General features: G+C 44.7%; 17 protein-coding genes. 15 read left to right on the top strand and 2 right to left on the bottom strand.

Going from position 1 to position 19,316, the window contains the following annotated elements:
* Positions 1–12 precede the first annotated feature (12 nt).
* The 13 genes from NV381_RS22635 (at position 13) to NV381_RS22575 (ending at position 15,857) form a co-directional block, all read left to right on the top strand.
* Positions 13–1,869 (top strand): heparinase II/III-family protein, encoded by a 1,857-nt coding sequence (locus NV381_RS22635; protein ID WP_258215558.1) that lies wholly within the window; start codon positions 13–15, stop codon positions 1,867–1,869.
* A gap of 53 nt (positions 1,870–1,922) precedes the next feature.
* Positions 1,923–3,053: a glycoside hydrolase family 88 protein gene (locus NV381_RS22630; protein ID WP_258215557.1), complete on the top strand. Its 1,131-nt coding sequence runs from the start codon at positions 1,923–1,925 to the stop codon at positions 3,051–3,053.
* 696 nt (positions 3,054–3,749) lie between these two features.
* Positions 3,750–4,457, top strand: coding sequence for an FHA domain-containing protein (locus NV381_RS22625; RefSeq protein WP_258215556.1), 708 nt, complete (start codon positions 3,750–3,752; stop codon positions 4,455–4,457).
* A 34-nt stretch (positions 4,458–4,491) separates the two neighbouring features.
* Positions 4,492–5,781, top strand: coding sequence for a UDP-N-acetylglucosamine 1-carboxyvinyltransferase (murA, locus tag NV381_RS22620; RefSeq protein ID WP_258215555.1), 1,290 nt, complete (start codon positions 4,492–4,494; stop codon positions 5,779–5,781).
* A 92-nt stretch (positions 5,782–5,873) separates the two neighbouring features.
* A complete protein-coding gene (locus NV381_RS22615) occupies positions 5,874–6,680 on the top strand; it encodes an inositol monophosphatase family protein (RefSeq protein WP_258215554.1) in 807 nt (268 codons plus the stop codon).
* A 102-nt stretch (positions 6,681–6,782) separates the two neighbouring features.
* Positions 6,783–8,258, top strand: coding sequence for a hypothetical protein (locus NV381_RS22610; protein ID WP_258215553.1), 1,476 nt, complete (start codon positions 6,783–6,785; stop codon positions 8,256–8,258).
* A 70-nt stretch (positions 8,259–8,328) separates the two neighbouring features.
* Positions 8,329–8,559 carry a membrane protein insertion efficiency factor YidD gene (gene yidD, locus NV381_RS22605; RefSeq protein WP_258215552.1) on the top strand — a complete coding sequence of 77 codons (231 nt, stop codon included), beginning with the start codon at positions 8,329–8,331 and terminating at the stop codon, positions 8,557–8,559.
* Between the two features lie 434 nt (positions 8,560–8,993).
* Positions 8,994–11,015 (top strand): methionine--tRNA ligase, encoded by a 2,022-nt coding sequence (gene metG / locus NV381_RS22600; RefSeq protein WP_258215551.1) that lies wholly within the window; start codon positions 8,994–8,996, stop codon positions 11,013–11,015.
* Between the two features lie 63 nt (positions 11,016–11,078).
* On the top strand, positions 11,079–12,152 hold the full coding sequence (locus tag NV381_RS22595) for a Gfo/Idh/MocA family protein (protein WP_258215550.1): 1,074 nt from the start codon (positions 11,079–11,081) through the stop codon (positions 12,150–12,152).
* Between the two features lie 202 nt (positions 12,153–12,354).
* Positions 12,355–13,344 (top strand): metal ABC transporter substrate-binding protein, encoded by a 990-nt coding sequence (locus NV381_RS22590; RefSeq protein ID WP_258215549.1) that lies wholly within the window; start codon positions 12,355–12,357, stop codon positions 13,342–13,344.
* Positions 13,345–13,378: 34 nt separating this feature from the next.
* A complete protein-coding gene (locus NV381_RS22585) occupies positions 13,379–14,173 on the top strand; it encodes a metal ABC transporter ATP-binding protein (RefSeq protein WP_258215548.1) in 795 nt (264 codons plus the stop codon).
* A gap of 27 nt (positions 14,174–14,200) precedes the next feature.
* Positions 14,201–15,004 carry a metal ABC transporter permease gene (locus NV381_RS22580; protein WP_258215547.1) on the top strand — a complete coding sequence of 268 codons (804 nt, stop codon included), beginning with the start codon at positions 14,201–14,203 and terminating at the stop codon, positions 15,002–15,004.
* A 142-nt stretch (positions 15,005–15,146) separates the two neighbouring features.
* The gene (locus NV381_RS22575; RefSeq protein WP_258215546.1) at positions 15,147–15,857 is read left to right on the top strand and encodes a cytochrome c biogenesis CcdA family protein; all 711 of its coding nucleotides are present in this window, start codon (positions 15,147–15,149) and stop codon (positions 15,855–15,857) included.
* On the opposite strand, the gene splB is transcribed toward NV381_RS22575, so the two are convergent.
* Complete coding sequence (gene splB, locus NV381_RS22570; protein WP_258215545.1) at positions 15,854–16,915, bottom strand: spore photoproduct lyase; 1,062 nt, start codon at positions 16,913–16,915, stop codon at positions 15,854–15,856. The two genes, NV381_RS22575 and splB, sit on opposite strands and share 4 nt — an antisense overlap.
* 266 nt (positions 16,916–17,181) lie before the next feature.
* On the opposite strand from splB, the gene mntR reads away from it, so the two are divergent.
* Positions 17,182–17,604, top strand: a complete 423-nt coding sequence (mntR, locus tag NV381_RS22565) for a transcriptional regulator MntR (protein WP_258215544.1) — start codon at positions 17,182–17,184, stop codon at positions 17,602–17,604.
* On the opposite strand, the gene NV381_RS22560 is transcribed toward mntR, so the two are convergent.
* Positions 17,570–17,791, bottom strand: coding sequence for a hypothetical protein (locus NV381_RS22560; protein ID WP_258215543.1), 222 nt, complete (start codon positions 17,789–17,791; stop codon positions 17,570–17,572). The genes mntR and NV381_RS22560 overlap by 35 nt on opposite strands.
* A gap of 515 nt (positions 17,792–18,306) precedes the next feature.
* Between NV381_RS22560 and NV381_RS22555 the strand changes: the two genes are divergently transcribed.
* Entirely contained in the window at positions 18,307–19,290 is a 984-nt protein-coding gene (locus tag NV381_RS22555; RefSeq protein ID WP_258215542.1) for a patatin-like phospholipase family protein, read from the top strand.
* The last annotated feature ends 26 nt before the right edge of the window (positions 19,291–19,316 follow it).

Genomic DNA, 19,316 nt, shown 5'->3' with positions numbered 1-19,316 from the left:
GGGGGCTTATATATGAATCAGAATCAGATTAAGCAGCTGCTAAGCAAATATTCAGGTGATAGCTCGTCACTTCTTTTCAGCCCTGGAAGTCAGGATGGATGGTGGATGGAGCTGAGTCTGGCTGAATCCTACCGCCCTATGATTGATGAAATCCGCTTGGAAGCAGAACAGCTGTTGACGCAGCCTGCACCGGACTTATCCTTCTCTTTATTTCGTATTTTTGGAGAAAGTGGATCCCGTCTCGAGTACGAGAGAGTCTATTTTATTATGAGAAAGAGGCTTAATACGTTTACCCTCATGTCCTTGCTTGAGCCTGAGCGTGAAGATTATGTAGAAGCATTGCAGGAAACGATCTGGTCGGTATGCAATGAATACACCTGGTGTTTGCCTGCACATGCAGGTACAACGGTGGAAACAACGCAGACTGCACAATATTCTTTGGATAATTACTTAGGAGCTATTCAAGGAAACGCTTCTGTTATCGACCTGTTTGCAGCCGAAACTGGATTTGCTTTAAGCGAAGTGCTCAGATTAATGGAGAATAGATTACCACTGCTGCTTCGCAACCGAATTACACATGAGATTTACCGCCGGATCTTCTGGCCCTATCTTCATCAAGGTCCATTCACTTGGGAAACAGCAACGCATAATTGGGCAGCCGTTTGTGCAGGCTCTATCGGCTCTGCAGCGCTCCATATGATGAAAGATGAAGATGATTTAGCGAAAATATTGGAGCGTGTGCTCGGGACCTTGGATAGTTATTTGGAAGGGTTCGAGGAAGATGGGGCTACTACAGAAGGGTACGGATATTGGTACTACGGCTTCGGATTTTTTGTGTTTTTTGCCGATTTATTGAAGAAAAGAACAGCCGGCTGTCTGAATTTGTTTTCTAACGAGAAGATACACCGGATTGCCTTGTTTCAACAAAAATGCTTTATGACCGGCAGCTCGGTCGTTAACTTCTCCGATTCGATGCCTGAATCTCATATTCATATGGGGCTGACCCATTATTTGAACAGGATTTACCCGGATGTCGTCATTCCTGATATGGCTTTACGGACAAGCTATACGGAGGATCATTGCAACCGGTGGGCAACGGCACTGCGCAATATATTATGGTTCCAGCCTGATAAAGCGAGTCTTGGAGAGCCTTGGGGGCAAGCAACCTATTACTTGAATGATGCGGAATGGCTTATCTCTAGATATGCGAATGACGAAGGTGTTTTTTGCTTTGCTGCAAAGGGTGGACATAATAATGAGCCGCATAATCATAATGATGTCGGGCATTTTATTATGAATGCTCAAGGGGAAACGTTTCTCGCTGACCTAGGCTCCGGCATGTATACCAAAAGCTATTTTGGAGCGGAGCGTTACTCCTATCTCTGCAACGGATCGCAAGGCCACTCAGTGCCGATAATCAATGGTCATTTGCAAAAGGAGGGTGCTGCACACCGTGCAGAAGTATTGAATGTGGCATTGGAAAAGGATCGAGAGTCCATGCGGCTTAATCTTGCTGCTGCATATGAAGATGAAACTCTTCTAAGTCTGGAAAGAAGCTTTACATGGTGCAAGAAGGAGCATCCCATACTCTTGCTGGAGGATTCCTATCAATTCAGCGAGGTGCCAGAGGGGATAGTCGAACGATTTGTGACCTGCCTTGAACCTGATTTATCTGGTGAATCCATAGTTATTCCTGGGAAGGAGCAACGTCTAACGATTGGCTACGATCACCACACCCTGCAGCCACATGTTCAGAGTCTTGAGTTTACAGATCATTTTGGCGTGGTGAAAGAAGTGTTCGCTATAGATTTTACATTGCTTCAGCCGGAGAAAATATGCAAGATCCAATTAAGCTTTCAGTTTGAATAAGAAACTAACGAAGCAAGTTTTCTCGTGCAAACTCTTAGGGAGATGAATACAAGATGAGCGTTCAAGTGGAACAATGGGTAGAAGAAGCATGGCAGCAGACGGTGGATAAAGTAAGCAGGACCAGCCAGAGAATCGGGGCGCAATTTCCACATGCAAGTGTAAATGGTTCCTATGTATTGGAGCCTTCTTATTGGTGGACAGCCGGCTTCTGGCCAGGACTGTTGTGGCTATTATATAGAGAAACTAAGGATGAGCAGTTTAAATCGATAGCAGAGCAATGCGAGCTGAAGCTGGATGAAGTGGTTGCTAACTATTATAAGCTCGACCATGATATAGGCTTTATGTGGACCTTAACGAGTGTGGCACGCTACAAGCTGCTGCAGGCTGAGGATGCAAAGCGCCGCGGGCTGCTAGCTGCCAATTTATTAGCAGCACGCTTTAACGTGAAGGGCAGCTTCATCCGCGCGTGGAACCCGTGGAGGGAGGGCGAGGACAACTCTGGTATTGCTATTATCGATTGCCTTATGAACTTGCCGCTGTTGTATTGGGCATCCGAACAAACAGGGGACCCTCGGTATAAGCACCTGGCTATCGAGCACGCCGATACAGTGCTTAACCATTTTATTCGACCGGATGGCTCGGTTTATCATATTGTTCGTTTTGACCCACATACCGGAGAGAGAATAGAAGCTCTGGGGGGGCAAGGCTTTGCCCCGGAATCAGCATGGTCCCGCGGCGCTTCTTGGGCGATATATGGGATGGCTTTAAGTTATCAGTATACGAGAGATGAGAGATATCTCCAGGCAGCCAAGCGAGTAGCCCATTTCTTCATCGCACAGCTTTCTGAGGATCATGTGCCATTATGGGATTTCCGCCTCCCGCCTGATATCACTCCGTATCGGGATACATCAGCAGGAGCTTGCGCAGCATGCGGTCTGCTGTTGATTGCCGATCAAGTGGATTCGGTGGAAGCGGATAGCTATCGTAATGCGGGCAAAGCCATATTGCGTTCCTTGTATGAAAATTACGGAGCATGGAATAATCTTCAGGAGGAAGGCTTGATTCTGCAAGGTACAAGCCATTATCCTGAAGGCAAGAACGTGGATGTCCCTCTTATCTATGGTGATTACTTCTTTGTAGAGGGCTTGAGCCGGTTGAAGGGACATACTGAGCTGTTTTGGTAAAAAGCATAAAGCAGTTTGTATCAGAAGGCTGCCTGATCTGACAATGATTCTTGAATCTTTACGGATTCAACCATCAGGCGAGTTCCTTTTTATATTCGGATAGCGGGAAACAGCAATGTGCCTCTATAGGTCCTTTACGGAACTGGAAGTTCCGTTATTTAATCAGTTACCTCCAATTTAAGACGATAGCGGAAGGTAGAATTCCGTTATTTAGAGCGAATGATGAATACTATGCACAAAACAGAGAGATACCGGAAGAAGTTGTTCCGTTATCTTTCTGTTTTTTGTGCTTTCCATGCCATAGCGGAACGATTACGTCCGCTAATGCTTCGACTCAATCATTATGGGGAGAATTAGTTTGAGACGTGATACAAGCCTTCTATTCAAGGAACAGGACTTCAACAGCGGCCGTAAACCCACATCGATCCCTCTCCACGCACAAACGTAAAGGGTACACCGAGGACATCGCAAGGCTTTTTCTTAAGAAACATGTTAGGTTCTGGGTGGATATCTTATTTAGTATAGTCCGTCAATTTTCATGAAATGGCTATCCGTCATAGAAATGTGAGTCAGTAGTCAGTGAATGGGCATTTATCGTTAAACCTTTTATGGTACAATAGAATGTGTCATATCACACAGTAATCATAAGATAGCTGTTGTAATATGAATGTATTCGTGAAGGTGGGACTCACAGCAATGGAATTGGACAGTACCCGGCTGGAAACTTATGCAAGCCTCTATGTGATTAGAGGAGAGCCTCATCGTTCTGGCACCTGTGTAAACTTGTCGGCGAAGGAATTGTTTGTCGGACGAATGACGAACGATGATATTCCAGATTTGGCTTTCTCTAACGCCTTCATCTCCCGCAAGCATTTCATGATCAAGAGGGAGAATGAACAAGCGGTTTTATATGATTTAGGCAGCAGACATGGAACTGAAATTAACGGATTCAGGATTGAACCGTATACCCCGCATATTTTACGTTCGTTTGACATAATCAAGCTTGCAAAAGGAATGGTGGTCATTCATTTTTCTTATTTGTTTGCAGATCAGACTCTGGAATTCGAGCCTATCAGTTATCCGCGGCAAGCGGGATTACAGGAGTCAGGTTTTTCAATCAACTGGGAGAAGCATGAATGTTATGTTGACGGTCAACGAATTGTTATGTCGGAGAAAGAATACGGGTTTATTAAAGTTTTGAACGATCATGCCAATCAGCTGGTATCTTTTGATATGATCAAGAAGACCGTTTGGCAGGAGCGCTCAACTGGAGAAGATGGGGTTCCGGACGTAAGTATGGATGAGCTCAATGCATTAATATATCGTATTCGCAAAAAATATGGAAAAGATACCTTTACGATCAGCGCTGTTCGAGGCAGCGGCTATGTTTTGGAAAAAGAATAAGTCGAACCAAACCCATAGGAAAGCAGGTACGATCGTGGATTACATACAAGTACAAAGCAGCGGTCCGCTTCACGGCGCCGTCTCGATTCAAGGCTCTAAGAACAGCTCTTTAGCATTGCTCGCGGCATCATGCTTGGCGGATGCTACGGTTACCCTGGAAGGTATTCCTGATATTTATGATTTTCGCGTCATCCGCCAAATTGGCAAAGATATAGGCTTGCAAATAGATCGGCTGCCAACCGGAGAGATGCAGCTCGATCCACGCTATATTCACAGTGCAGTCATTGACCCAGGGAAAGCTTCCGCTTATCGGGCTTCCTATTATTTCGTCGGTGCCCTTCTGGCAAAATTCGGCAAGGTCACTGTGGGATTCCCTGGCGGAGATGATTTCGTTTCACGTCCGATCGATCAACACATCAAGGCACTCCGTTTGCTTGGAGCTGAGGTTACATTCTTTAACGATTATTACATCGTAGAAGCGAAACAGCTGCGCGGTGCCGATATTTACTTTGACATGATTACTTCTGGCGCAACGATAAATGCCATGCTGGCCGCTGTAAGAGCCGAAGGTCGAACAAGATTGTACAATGCTGCTATGGATCCTGAGGTAGTCGATACAGCTAATTTCTTAAATCAGCTGGGTGCCAAAATAGTAGGAGCCGGAACCGATCACATCCGTATTGAGGGGGTTCCGTTTCTTGGTGGCGGTACCTATACGGTAATTCCCGACCGGTTGATAGCTGGGGCATTTCTGATGGCTGCGGGTATAAAGGGAGGCAGCATCACTGTAAATAATGTTATTCCGGAGCATATGGGCTCATGTATGGCCAAGCTGCGCGAGATTGGCATGGAGCTTGAGATGGCGGATCAGAGCATAACAGCTCATTCGACCGGGAAGCTGCGGGCTACGCGTGTTAGAACCGGTATGTATCCGGGATTTGCTACCGATTTACAGCAGCCCTTCACCGCTCTGTTGTTGCAGGCTCAAGGGAAAAGTATCGTGACAGAGCGGGTGTATCCCAAACGATTTAACCATATTCACCAGTTAAAGCGATTGGGTGCAGATGTGGAGGTACGTAAGGAAAGCGCCTTTATAAGAGGAGGAACTCCGCTTAAAGGCAACTGGGTTCATGCTACGGATGTTCGTGCAGGAACTTGTCTTCTTCTGGCTGGTCTAGCTGCAGAGGGGGTTACCCGTATTACGGGTATCGAGCATATCGAGCGGGGCTATGAGAATGCGATCCATTTGTTCCGATCTTTGGGCGCTAATGTTTCTTTACGAAGTCAGAATGAAGAAGCTGGAAATATCTCGCAATTTCAATGAAAAACATTTATTCTATTAAGAAAGTATCCTGCGAAAAGTAAGGGTGCTTTCTTTTTTCATGTAAATCGATGAATGGGGGAAACAGATCATAAATGGAAGCTACATTGCAAAAGGCGATTAAAGTGGCTGTTGAGGCGGCCAAGGCTGCGGGCCATGCGGCAAGGGTTTGTTTCGATGAAGGTTTCACGATGGAAGAGAAGGATGAGTTTGGCGATGTGCTGACCGAAGCTGATCTCAAGGCGGAGCATGAGATTTTATCCAGGCTTGGAGCAGCATTTCCCGATCACCAAATCCGCAGCGAGGAATCCGGCTGGTCGGGAGTCGAGAGCGATTGGCTATGGCTTGTTGATCCATTGGATGGAACGAATAATTTTGCCGTAGGCTTACCTTTGTTTGGCGTCTCACTTACGCTTATTTATAAGAAGGAGCCTGTGCTGGGTGTTATATACGATACAATCCTGGATAAAATGTATACGGCTGTCTACAACCAGGGAGCTGCCTGTAATGAACAAGCTTTGAGGATACAGCCGAGAACGATGCCAAATCGTTTAACGGTGGGTTGGATTCAAGGGCATAAAGTACAGCAGGAAGCTCGAGCAGTACAATTGAGAGCGCATATAGAGAAGCATACGAAGCGGATGATGAGGCTGTGGGCTCCAACGATGCAGTGGAGTATGCTGGCTCGCGGACAATTGGACGGGATTGTGCTGTACAATTCTGAAGGCGATGACCTATACTCCGGTTTGCTGCTCGTACGCGAGGCAGGTGGGTTAATTCTGGATTTCAACGGGAATCCGTTTACCGGTATGAACCCGGAGCCGTATATCATCGCTTGTCCTCCGGACCGTAAGGACGTTATGCTTAAGCTGGTAAGGGATGGTTTGGCAGAACAACTTTAGATGCAGGCGAAGTAAAAAAATACTATTATCTGCTTGTAATGGAACTTTTCACAAGTTATTGCGTCATTCTCTATGAAGAATCGGAGAGGTTGTGAGTAAAGGATGAAGCTAAAATATTTGTTGTCCATGCTGCTGGTGGCTGTGGTTGGAGGTACTGAAACCTCGAGTCAGGTCATTGGACTTGGCCCCTCTGTAAAGGCTGAGGCCCAGGCAGTCAGCCTGCCTGCAAAGGTTCCTTTGGCTGAGAGCTCTTTGAAGCTATGCGTATCGGATACTCCTAAAGGGTTTCGTATAGTATTGAATGATGCAGATAATGGATATGTGATGCAAACCTTATCCACTCCGAGTCAGGATGCAGTAGTTCATGTTGTTAGGAGAACAGAGCAGTTCAATGGTGAAACGCATTACCGGAAAGATCTGCTTGTTGTCAGGCCTGAATCCAAATCGGTTCAAAACTACATGCTTATGTACGGCAGTACAGCAGATTCGTATATAACGGATAGCGTAACCGAATTATTTGGCTTCCTAGATGCTGAGCATATCATTTATGTAGCGGTGCATGGCACACCTGAGACAGAAACATTTTACAACGTTGAACAAATGAATATATACACGGGCGAGAAAAAGGTATTGTTCGACAAACAGCCTGAACAAGCTTCTCCTGATTTTTTTATGCCGGGTTGGCTCAATTATAGCAAGGATAAGCTGATTCTTCCCACTTTTTCCGAAGGGAAATTAAGTGTTTATGATTTGGATCAAGGGAGCTTCCACGTGTCGGATGACCGATTTCCTAGCACATGGCCCAGATATTCAATTTTACGATCACCTGACGGAGAACGGTTCTGGCATAAAGATAAACTATACTTTCTGGATGGCAGCTTGTTGTCAGATCCGAGCTTGCCCGGGAGCATCGGGCTGAATGTAAGCTGGAGTCCGGACAACCGCTACTTGGTGCGACACTATGCTTTTGAAGATGGAGCTGAGCATTGGATGACTGGAGGAGAAAGTGATATCTTAGCCCCGCAGGGCTTGATGATTATGGATGAATCCGGAAAAATTCAACATCAGATCGAGACACCAGGTGGTGGCATTCACTTGGAGCTGGCAGGCTGGATGCCTGATCTAGAAATCGCTCTTATACGCTATTTTGAAATTGATAAGAAGCTGCAAACCGAGGACCAAAAGACGAGTGTAAGCTACAAAACCTTAAATTTGTTGTCAGGAACTCTATCTGAACTCAAGAATGTCAATCTGGAAGAGCTGACTAATCAAGATCAGGTTTATACCTGGTCTCCATACACAGAGGCTTACGATCCTCCTTTCTTTGTAGACCTCGAAAATGGGACATATTGGCGATCCGGGGAAAATGCTTATTATTTAGGGTATACGGTAGACAAGGGGCATATTTGGAAGACAATTGATTACAACCAAAGCACTACGAACTTCTATAGCCTGTCACCAAAAGATGGAAAAAAGAAAGAAATATTTCAAGCACATACGATCAACTCCATCAATTTGTATTTAAACGATTGGATTATAGAAGATACGAGTTTGACTTATACCAGTTTGAACGACTAGAATCGAGTAGGAAGACAAATATGGACCGGCCTTGGAACCAGGCTGCTGCTTTTCGGGGGTTGTGTTAATTATGAAACGGATGCTTCTAGCCTTGGTGCTGTTTTACCGCAAATTTATTTCTCCGCTCAAGCCGCCGACCTGCCGATTTTATCCGACCTGCTCGCAGTATGCATTGGATGCTCTGGAGCTGCATGGCCCTGCCAAGGGGACTTGGCTCAGTGTGAAGAGAGTGTGCAAATGTCATCCCTTTCACCCGGGAGGGATCGATCACGTGCCTCCTGCTTCAGGAAAAAAGAAGTAATTATTGAAGCTCTGCTCCAACTATGTAAACATGAAGAAACGCGAATCAGGCCATTAACTTGACATGAGTCCGTACATTCCGCTATATTTGGCTTAACCATATATTTGAATTGCCTATGAACGGATGAGTACTCTGCAGAGGTCATACAGAGAGCCGGTGTTGTGCTGAGAGCCGGTTGACTGAAATAGAGGAAGATGGTCCTGGAGGATATGACTGTGAGTTTGCCGAAGAAACAGCTTCGAGCTTGGGAAGCGGCGAATAAATAGTCATCGCAGTTCCGGCGTTAACGGAAAGTCGCAACATGACTGCTGAGCCTTGTCTTCCTAACACGGAAGCGGGGGAAGTTGGGTGGTACCGCGTGAGCACAAGCTCTCGTCCCAAGATGGACAGGGCTTTTTTTGTTTTTTTTTAAAACCTGAAGGAGGCTGAGTGACATGACAGAGCAACAAAAATCGTTTTACATTACAACGCCGATTTATTACCCGAGCGATAAGCTGCATATCGGGCATGCTTATACAACCGTGGCTGGGGATGCGATGGCACGTTACAAGAGGCTGAAAGGCTTCAATGTTCTTTACTTGACGGGCACTGACGAGCATGGTCAAAAGATTGAACGGAAGGCGCAGGAAAAGGGAGTTACTCCGCAGCAATTCGTAGATGAAGTGGTAGCGGGCATTAAAGACTTATGGAAAAAGCTTGATATTTCCTATGACGATTTTATTCGTACTACAGAATCGCGTCATAAACAATCGGTTGAGAAAATTTTTGCTCAGTTGATGGAGCAGGGAGATATTTATTTAGGCACCTATGAAGGCTGGTATTGTACACCCTGTGAATCGTTTTTCTTGGAAAACAAGCTGGTTGACGGTAAATGCCCGGATTGCGGCCGTCCCGTTGAATTAATTAAAGAAGACAGCTATTTCTTCCGCATGAGTAAGTATGCAGACCGTTTGCTTAAATTTTACGAAGAAAATCCGGAATTCATTCAACCGGAATCCCGCAAGAATGAAATGATCAACAACTTCATCAAGCCGGGTCTTGAGGATCTTGCTGTATCCCGAACGACGTTTGACTGGGGAGTTAAAGTGCCGAATGATCCCAAGCATGTTATTTATGTATGGATCGATGCATTATCCAACTATATTACAGCCCTTGGATACGGCAGTGAAGATGACAGCAAATATCGGACCTACTGGCCGGCGGATGTTCATCTGGTCGGTAAAGAAATTGTCCGCTTCCATACGATCTATTGGCCAATCATGCTGATGGCGCTCGATCTTCCGCTGCCTAAGAAAGTATTCGGTCATGGTTGGCTGTTGACGAAGGATGGAAAAATGTCCAAGTCCAAAGGGAATGTTGTCGATCCAGTTATGCTAATTGATCGTTACGGGCTCGATGCATTGCGGTATTATTTGCTGCGGGAGGTGCCGTTCGGCTCGGATGGAGCTTTTACGCCGGAGAGCTTCATTGAACGGATTAATTTTGATTTGGCCAATGACTTGGGTAATCTGCTAAGCCGAACTGTAGTTATGATCGATAAATATTTTAACGGTACGATTCAGCCTTACATCGAAGGTGCAACTGAATACGACGCAGCTCTGTTGGAAACGATTCGCACAACCGTAATCAAGGTTGAGGAAGCGATGGAAAAAATGGAGTTTTCCGTTGCTTTAACCGCACTTTGGCAGATGGTAAGCCGTACCAATAAATATATTGACGAGACGCAGCCATGGTCGCTGGTCAAAGAAGAGAGCAAACGCCCTGTATTGGGCTCTGTGCTCTATTGTCTGGCTGAATCATTGCGCATAACTTCCGTGTTGCTGCAGCCATTCTTGACGCTTACACCGCATAAAATGTGGGCACAGCTTGGGATAAGCGAAGGCCCGTTGACTGCATGGGACACCATTCACAGCTTTGGCACACTGCCTAGTGGAATCCAAGTTGTGAAAGGCGAGGTAATGTTCCCGCGTCTTGAGCTGGCGAAGGAGGTTTCTTCGATCGTCGAGGCAATGGGAGGGACACTCGAGACTGCTGCTCCAGATTCAGCTGCTCCTGCCGGGGAAAGTGTTCAGAAAGCTGACAAGAAGCCTGCTGAAGCTTCGAAGCAGACCGCTGCCGCGGAAGTTGAAACCCAAGAAATCTCGATTGATGATTTCTTTAAAGTTGAGCTGCGCGTAGCTGAAGTGCTGTCAGCTGAGCCTGTAAAGGGCGCTGACAAGCTGCTGAAGCTGCAGCTGGATCTGGGCACAGAGCAACGACAGGTTGTCTCTGGCATCGCCAAATTTTATACGCCTGAACAGATGGTCGGCCGTAAAGTCATCTGTGTGACCAACCTGAAGCCGGTCAAATTAAGAGGGGAATTGTCACAAGGAATGATTCTTGCAGCATCACATGGAGATCAATTAACTTTAGCTACAATTTCTGATGCACTTCCTAATGGATCTGTGGTAAAATGAGGATTGTTCACGTTAACAATTTACTAATAATCATGATCTAATTACCAGGAGGTTTTAGTTCTTATGCAAAACAAGGATGGAATGAATTATGCACCGCAAGGCAAGCCGAATCCGGTTGTTAACAAGGGAGAATTTGCTTTTGCAGCAATTGCATTGGATCACGGCCATATTTATGGAATGTGTAATGGACTGATTGAGGCTGGCGCTGATTTGGTCGCTGTTTATGATCCGGATCCGGCGAAAGTCGAAGCGTTTATTAACAAGTTTCCTCAGGCTAAAGCCGCTGCTTCCGAAGAGGAAATTTTGAACAATCCGTCCATTAAGCTGGTAGCTGGTGCGGCTGTACCATCAGAGCGCTGCGCATTAGGTCTTCGTGTTATGGATCATGGCAAAGATTACTTTACAGATAAAACACCGCTAACGTCTCTGGAGCAATTAGAGCAAGCTAAAGCGAAAGTGAAAGAAACCGGTCGTAAATATATGGTTTACTATAGTGAACGTCTGCATGTTGAAAGTGCGGTGTTTGCTGGTCAATTAATTGAGCAGGGCGCTATCGGCCGCGTAGTTCAAGTTATAGGATTTGGTCCTCATCGCTTGAATGCGCCGTCCAGACCGGATTGGTTTTTTGAAGCTGATAAATACGGCGGTATTCTATGTGATATCGGCAGCCATCAAATTGAGCAGTTCTTGTATTTCACAGGAGCTAAGGATGCAACAGTTGTTAACAGTAAGGTTGCAAACTACAAGAACAAGAACTATCCGGAGCTCGAGGATTTTGGCGATGCTACCCTGATTGCTGACAATGGAGCAACCAATTACTTCCGTGTTGACTGGTTAACGCCAGACGGCCTGGGTACTTGGGGAGACGGTCGGATGACGATTCTTGGAACCGAAGGCTACATTGAGATTCGTAAATACATTGATATTGCACGTGACCCGTCTGGAGACCATTTATATTTGGTCAATCATGAAGGTGAGAAGCATTATTCGCTCCGCGGCCAAGTGGGTTATCCGTTCTTCGGCCAGCTTGTGCTTGACTGCATCAATCGTACAGAGAATGCCATGACTCAAGATCATGCTTTCAAAGCGGTTGAGCTATGTGTGAAAGCTCAGCTTCAAGCGGTCCGTGTCGAATAGTAGCTGCAACTTTTATGTGGCAGTTAATAGTAACAGCATTCAAACCGGGAACATTCGGTTGGATGCTGTTTTTTTTATATTAATGAAGTTTAAAACACAACTAATCGTAAATATTATTAATAGTTGACAATTTTGAGAGTCCGGTCGTATAATCAAATCTGTTAATAAAAATAATTACGATTTACATAAGGAGTGTTCGTAAATGTCTGCTGTTAAGAGAGCTATTGTAATTCCTGCACTACTAATTTTAATATTGTCGATCATGTTATCTGGTTGCGGTAAGCCGCAAGCTACGCTGGTTTCGGGGAAAATCAATGTTGTTGCCAGCTTCTATCCACTCTATGATTTCACGAAAAAAATTGGCGGCGATCATGTCAATGTCATTAACCTCGTTCCTGCAGGAGTAGAGCCTCACGATTGGTCGCCTAAAGGACGCGATATACAGAATATTACTAAAGCTGAAATGTTTCTTTATTTAGGTGCCGGCTTTGAGGGCTGGGTGGATGATACGCTTAGCAGCATGCCTAAGGACTCCAAACAATTGGTAGTCGAAGCTAGTAAAGGTCTTGATCTAATAGAGGCTGCCGAGGAAGATGAGCATGGACATGAGGCTGAGAAAAAAGATAGCAGCAATAAAGAAAAAGCCAAGGACGCACAAGTGCATGAAGGACATTGGGATCCGCACGTATGGTTAAGTCCTGTAAATGCCAAAAAAATGGCGCAGACCGTCAAGGATAATTTGATAAAAGTCGATGCGGCCCATAAAGCTGATTATGAAGCCAATTATAATCAATATGCAGCTCAGCTTGACCAACTGCATAATAAATATAAGCAGACACTATCCGGTTTGACGAAAAAAGAAATTGTTGTAACTCACCAATCATTCGGATATTTGGCGAAGGAATACGGTTTGATACAAAAACCTATTATGGGCCTATCTCCTGACGCGGAACCAACCTCCAAGGACTTAAAAAATATTAATGAATTCATTCGTACGAATAATGTCAAAATAATTTTCTTCGAGGAGCTGGTCTCCGACAAATTAGCCAAAACATTGGCCAAGGATGCAAAAGTGGAAACAGCCGTGCTGAATCCGATCGAAGGTTTAACAGAGGAGCAGTCGAAGGCTGGAGCAGATTATATATCGATTATGAACAGCAATTTGAATAATTTAATAAAAGCATTACAATAGAAGGAAGAGCCTGTTGAAGAAGGAGCTAATATCTATGGATTCCAATGCATCACCTATTGGCAATGCAGGATGTCATCAGAGTATCGTCACAGTTGATGACGTCTCTTTTTTTTATGAGAATAAACAAGTGATAGAGCATCTTAATTTTACTGTTTTGGAACGTGATTTTGTTGGGCTGATCGGATCCAATGGAGCAGGGAAAACAACATTGTTGAAAATGATTGTAGGCCTGCTGAAGCCGTCCCAGGGGGAAATACGTTTGTTCGGTCAGCCAATAAGTACATTCCGCGATTGGGAACGTATCGGCTATGTGCCGCAGAAGAACGCCTTTAATCCGCTGTTCCCGGCCACCGTACGGGAAGTAGTGCTATCCGGTCTGTATGGCAAGAAGAATATGTTTCGCCGGATAGGTAAGGCGGAGCAGCAAAAATGCGAGGACGCGCTTTATGCAATGCGCATTGAGGATTTGGCAGACCGTCGCATAGGACAGCTTTCAGGAGGACAACAGCAGCGCGTATTTCTGGCACGGGCGTTAATCAACAATCCGCAGCTGCTCATCCTGGATGAACCTACGGTAGGTATTGACGCCGAAACGCAAGCAGGCTTTTTCCGGATGATCCGCCATATGCATCAGCATCACCATATTACATTTCTTCTGGTATCGCATGATATGGATATGGTACAATCTTATATTGGAAACGAGCCTGCCCAAAAAAGCGGGGCTTTATCTTTTTACGTTAAGCATACGCATGAGCCTGAAAATTGCAAAGAAACGAATTTGACGCATTCCATCCAGCAGCTGCGGGAGCAAATGGAAGTGTTGGTTTAATGAAAGCTGGAGCTAGGAGCGAGTAAGTTGGACATTTTTTCAGAATATTTTTTTCAACGCGCCTTATTGGGCGGTATATTAATCGGGCTTACTGCGCCATTAATGGGCGTATTTCTTGTTCTCCGCAGATTATCGATGATCGGAGATACACTTGCCCACGTGTCGATAGCGGGAATTGCGCTTGGCTTCTTGATCAATGTGTATCCTATTGGAGTCGGACTCATATTTGCGCTGCTTGCGTCCTTTGCCATAGAGAGGCTGCGCAAGGCATATAAATCATATGCGGAATTATCCATCGCGATTATTATGTCAGGCGGCGTTGCTCTGGCTACCTTGCTGTTTACATTGGGCAAAGGCTTTAATATGAATGTTATGAGCTATTTTTTCGGCAGCATTTACACCTTGGATAATTTTGATCTGTGGGTGGTTTTTGGAGTAACTGTTATAGTTGTCGGAGTTATATTGCTGAACTATAAAGAATTGTTTTTGATGTTTTTCGATGAAGACGCTGCTGGCGTCAGCGGTTTGCCGCTTCGTTTTTACAATATCATGATTACGATGCTCACTGCGCTTGTTATTAGCGTTGCGATAAAAATAGTGGGGGCGCTGCTGGTTTCCTCGCTATTAACCATCCCTGTCGCATGCAGCTTGCTTGTAGCCAAAAGCTTTAAAAAGTCGATCTTTTGGTCGGTTCTATTCTCCGAGGTTTCCGTTGTCGGCGGCTTGTTTGCTGCAGGAATGTGGGATTTGGCACCGGGAGCTACTATTGTTCTATTTTTAATCGGGCTGTTGATTTTGAGCTTATTTATAAAAAGGGGATTTCGCTTATAGCATAAATGGGATGGGATTATTTCATTGCATGGAGCAAGAGAGACACATAATTTTCGAAAAGGTCATCCGTGCAAGTTGAAAAATTCGATATAATGAAGGGTAGGATCAGAGGTTATTCTCTGAATTTAGGGGGCGTAAATGTTTGGAAATTAATCTATGGATTGCCCTATGGGCAGGTTTTGCATCGTTCATATCACCCTGCTGCTTGCCGTTGTATCCTTCCTATTTATCCTATATAACAGGGATATCCGTCAGTCAGCTTAAGAATGCGGACTCCGGCAAGGAGATTCGCAGCAAAACCATTTTACATACGCTTTGCTTTGTTGCCGGCTTCTCGATTATTTTTTACAGCTTGGGCTGGGGGGCCAGCGTCGTATCCAGCCTGTTTATTGATTACAAGGATTTATTGCGGCAAATCGCGGCACTGTTGATTTTTGCTATGGGCTTGTTCTTGCTGGGCATCTTTCAGCCGCAATGGCTTTTGAGAGAGCGTAAGCTTCAATGGAAGCTGAAGCCGGCAGGATACCTTGGAAGCATCCTTGTAGGAATGGGCTTTGCAGCTGGCTGGTCTCCTTGTATAGGCCCGATATTATCTGCGATTTTGGCATTAGCGGCGACCAATCCGGATTCATGGGTACCCCTGATTACAGCGTATTCGCTCGGGTTTGCCATTCCCTTTGTAATACTTGCCTTTTTTATCGGCACGACCAAATGGATATTGCGCTATTCATCGTTAATTATGAAGCTTGGCGGGGGATTAATGATTATTATGGCCATTCTCCTTTATACGGATCAGATGACCCGAATTACCATATGGTTGAATCAAATAACCCCCGACTATTTGAAATTTTAAGTGAAATAATCAATTTTGGATTGCGGAAATTTCTCAAAGATCTGTTCTGTAATGAATTCTCGCAAAGCATTGGCTTGGTCATCCGGGTACACATATTTGCCTTGACCCCAGCGGCCCCATTTGTATTTGCGCTTCGTTTCATCTAATTCTAACTTTGTTTTGGGATAACGCTGCTGGATGACGGTTTTGGCTGTTTTGGTGAAACGATGCTGAATCAATTCAAAGGTTAGATCAGAGGTAGCTTCTTCAGGAAGCGCCTCTTTTAATTTCTCCAGCAGCTCCTGATAGCCATTTTCCCAGCCCTCATGCCATATTATTGGAGCGATAATGAACCCGAGTGGATAACCAGCTTGGGCAACCTTTCCTGCCGCTGTTATTCGTTCATAAAAGCTGGAGGTCGCCGGTTCAAAATTTTTGATTACATAATCAGCATTAACACTAAACCGAAAACGAGTATGTTTGTTATGCTTTAACCCGAGAAGTGGTTCCACGTGATGGAATTTGGTTACAAATCTCAGACGTCCGAGCGGCTCCCGGGCCATGAATTCTATTAGTTCTTTTAATGATCCACTTATATGCTCAAGGCCGACAGGATCGGAGGTACAAGCCGCTTCAAATCTTGTTATTTCGGGAGCCCGTTCTTCGATATACTGCTTCGCGGCTTTTAAAATGTCATCTGTGTTTACATAGACACGGATATAGGGTTTGGCTCCCAGAGTAGTTTGCAAGTAGCAGTAGTGGCAGTGAGCCATACAGCCTGTGGCAATTGGGATTGCATATTCGGCGGAAGGCTTGGAAGTATCGAATTTTAAAGTTTTACGAATTCCTACGACAAGCGTTCGCTTAGCTATTTTGTATTTCTCCAGGTCACTTTCACCGGGCAGATTAGTAATTCGGTTGTGAGAGGTAGTCATTTGAATAGGTAAGCCTTGCTGCTTGGCCCATTCAAGTATTCTCTGGCCTTTGGGGTAATTTAATGCATCCGGTTCAAAATAAACCAGCTCTGGAACAAAAACCTGCGTTTGCCGTATTGGGGGAGTGAGCAGTCCAGTTGACATGTTTATGTTGCCTCCATTGTTACATTATTAGATAGTCTACGCTGAGCTGTAAGCATCAATTGAATCGATAGATGAGTCAGGATTTCATTATGCATCATGCTTATTTTGACCAAGTTTAATTACTCCTAATGCTTAACTTGCGTCAACCATTAGGCTGTGTTATAGTAAAAGGCGCTTATAATGAGCCTAGTTTGATCAGAACCGCTGCGGTTCACTCATGGGAATTATATGTTACCAGGTTTTATGAATTACGGGAGGAAAGCTAAATGGCTACACCGAGTATGGAGGACTATCTGGAGAGGATCTATAAATTAATAGACGAGAAAGGGTATGCACGTGTATCCGATATCGCCGAAGGTTTAGAAGTACACCCTTCCTCTGTTACCAAAATGATTCAGAAACTGGATAAGGACAATTATTTGGTGTATGAAAAATACCGTGGTCTGGTATTGACTTCTAAAGGACAGAAGATGGGCAAACGATTGGTTGTCCGGCATCAGCTATTGGAGGAATTTTTAACTGTTATTGGCGTATCGGAAGATACGATCTATAAAGATGTGGAAGGTATTGAGCATCACCTGAGCTGGGATTCGATTACATGCATTGAAACTTTGGTCGAATATTTTAAGCGTGACCCTATAAGACTCCAAGACCTTATGAATTTGAAAAAAGAAATGGACGAAACTTAGAAAGCATCCGATCTTGATCGGATGCTTTTTTTAAAGCATTTATTATTTGGGGGAGAGCCTTACCCTTTTTAGCAAGAGCAAGAGCAAGAGCAAGAGCAAGAGCAAGAGCAAGAGCAAGAGCAAGAGCAAGAGCAAGAGCAAGGCGCATTGATCCCAGCAATAATATTTTCGTCTGATGAAAGTTCAATATTGAACTCATAATTAAAGTTTAACTGGAAATTCTGGAGCTAATTCCTCCTTTATCTTCTAAATGAGAGGCTTAGCTGGAAATTCTCCATCTAATTTCAGCATTAATTGAGGTAATAGGCTGATGTGAAAGGAATTAGAAGGATGTTTTCCTGCTATATGTGCTGATTGACCCATATGGACCAATATTAATTGGAGGTTTTCCCGCTAACCATTTGGAAGCAAGACTATTTACATTAGTCAAGTTTGGATATTGGTGTAAGATGGTTCCCGCTTCGGCAAGCCTGGAAGCCTGATTATCCAATCAACACGAGAACCAAAAGTGGTCGAAACCCCTCACTCAGTCCCACTCCATGCACGAACTTATGGAATAAGCTTAAATAATACGGTTGATTCAGTGAGCAATGAGTTACATGTTTCTGACAAATACGGTAATTGGGTCAAACCCGCCCTGCATATATTCCAATAAGTAGCGGTCTGTTGCGGACTTATATAAATGCGGGGATGGGATTACATATGAAAATTAATGCCGTGTTTGAAGGCGGAGGGGTTAAGGGGATCGCATTGGCAGGCGCTGTACACGCTGCAGAGAGTAAGGGCCTTACTTTTAACCAGGTAGCAGGGACGTCTTCAGGGGCCATTGTCGCCTCTTTAGTAGCCGCGGGCTATACATCGGATGAATTGAAAACAGTCATTGAAGCTACTCCATTCAGCGCTTTTATGCAGCGTTCTAAAATATTTGATACAAAATTGATCGGACCGTTAGCGCGTTTATTTTTGAAAAAAGGCTTATACTCCGGAGAAACATTGGAGCATTGGATACACACATTGTTATTGGCCAAAGGGATTCGTACATTCGGTGATCTTCGTCCAAACCAGCTGCGAATTATAGCTTCGGATATTTCCGGTCGCAAGCTGCTTGTACTTCCGGATGATATTGCGGATTATGGCATTGACCCCGTTCAATTTTCCATTTCCAAGGCCGTACGGATGAGTACAAGCATTCCATATTTTTTCGACCCCGTCATTATTCGCAAATCAGCGGCTAAAAGGCTTTCAACGGAAACCTTCGCCGAACAATTTGTTTATATCGTGGACGGCGGGTTATTAAGCAATTTTCCACTGTGGCTGTTTGATAGGGATGAGGTTCCAGCTCTGGATTCAATGATTCCGACTATTGGTTTTCAATTGGTAGGCCGCGGATCAGGTATGCCCAATAAAATTTATGGACCCTTATCCATGCTGAAGGCGCTCTTTTCTACTATGATGGATGCTCATGATGAACGTTACATTGAGGATGTTAACCGGTTCAGGACTGTGAAAATTCCTACTTTGGGGGTCAGTAACACGAATTTTGATATATCGAAGGAGAAAAGCCAGGCGCTCTATGAATCAGGCAATCTTGCAGCTGAAAATTTCTTCAACAAGTGGAAGCTGACTGATTATAAAACAAGCTACATGCAGCATGTGGTTCGCAAAAGAAATCCGATTAATTATTAACAAAAAAAACGGCGATCAGATCGCCG

The organism is Paenibacillus radicis (ex Xue et al. 2023) (genome assembly GCF_024722015.1).
Lineage (GTDB): Bacteria > Bacillota > Bacilli > Paenibacillales > NBRC-103111 > Paenibacillus_S.
This window is presented reverse-complemented; position numbering and strand designations above follow the sequence as displayed.

Bases quoted from the DNA above. Each gene is read 5' to 3' on its own strand.
- NV381_RS22635 (WP_258215558.1), top strand. From the start codon at position 13: ATGAATCAGAATCAGATTAAGCAGCTGCTAAGCAAATATTCAGGTGAT.
- NV381_RS22630 (WP_258215557.1), top strand. From the start codon at position 1,923: ATGAGCGTTCAAGTGGAACAATGGGTAGAAGAAGCATGGCAGCAGACG.
- NV381_RS22625 (WP_258215556.1), top strand. From the start codon at position 3,750: ATGGAATTGGACAGTACCCGGCTGGAAACTTATGCAAGCCTCTATGTG.
- NV381_RS22615 (WP_258215554.1), top strand. From the start codon at position 5,874: ATGGAAGCTACATTGCAAAAGGCGATTAAAGTGGCTGTTGAGGCGGCC.
- NV381_RS22610 (WP_258215553.1), top strand. From the start codon at position 6,783: ATGAAGCTAAAATATTTGTTGTCCATGCTGCTGGTGGCTGTGGTTGGA.
- yidD (WP_258215552.1), top strand. From the start codon at position 8,329: ATGAAACGGATGCTTCTAGCCTTGGTGCTGTTTTACCGCAAATTTATT.
- metG (WP_258215551.1), top strand. From the start codon at position 8,994: ATGACAGAGCAACAAAAATCGTTTTACATTACAACGCCGATTTATTAC.
- NV381_RS22595 (WP_258215550.1), top strand. From the start codon at position 11,079: ATGCAAAACAAGGATGGAATGAATTATGCACCGCAAGGCAAGCCGAAT.
- NV381_RS22590 (WP_258215549.1), top strand. From the start codon at position 12,355: ATGTCTGCTGTTAAGAGAGCTATTGTAATTCCTGCACTACTAATTTTA.
- NV381_RS22585 (WP_258215548.1), top strand. From the start codon at position 13,379: ATGGATTCCAATGCATCACCTATTGGCAATGCAGGATGTCATCAGAGT.
- splB (WP_258215545.1), bottom strand. From the start codon at position 16,915: ATGTCAACTGGACTGCTCACTCCCCCAATACGGCAAACGCAGGTTTTT.
- mntR (WP_258215544.1), top strand. From the start codon at position 17,182: ATGGCTACACCGAGTATGGAGGACTATCTGGAGAGGATCTATAAATTA.
- NV381_RS22555 (WP_258215542.1), top strand. From the start codon at position 18,307: ATGAAAATTAATGCCGTGTTTGAAGGCGGAGGGGTTAAGGGGATCGCA.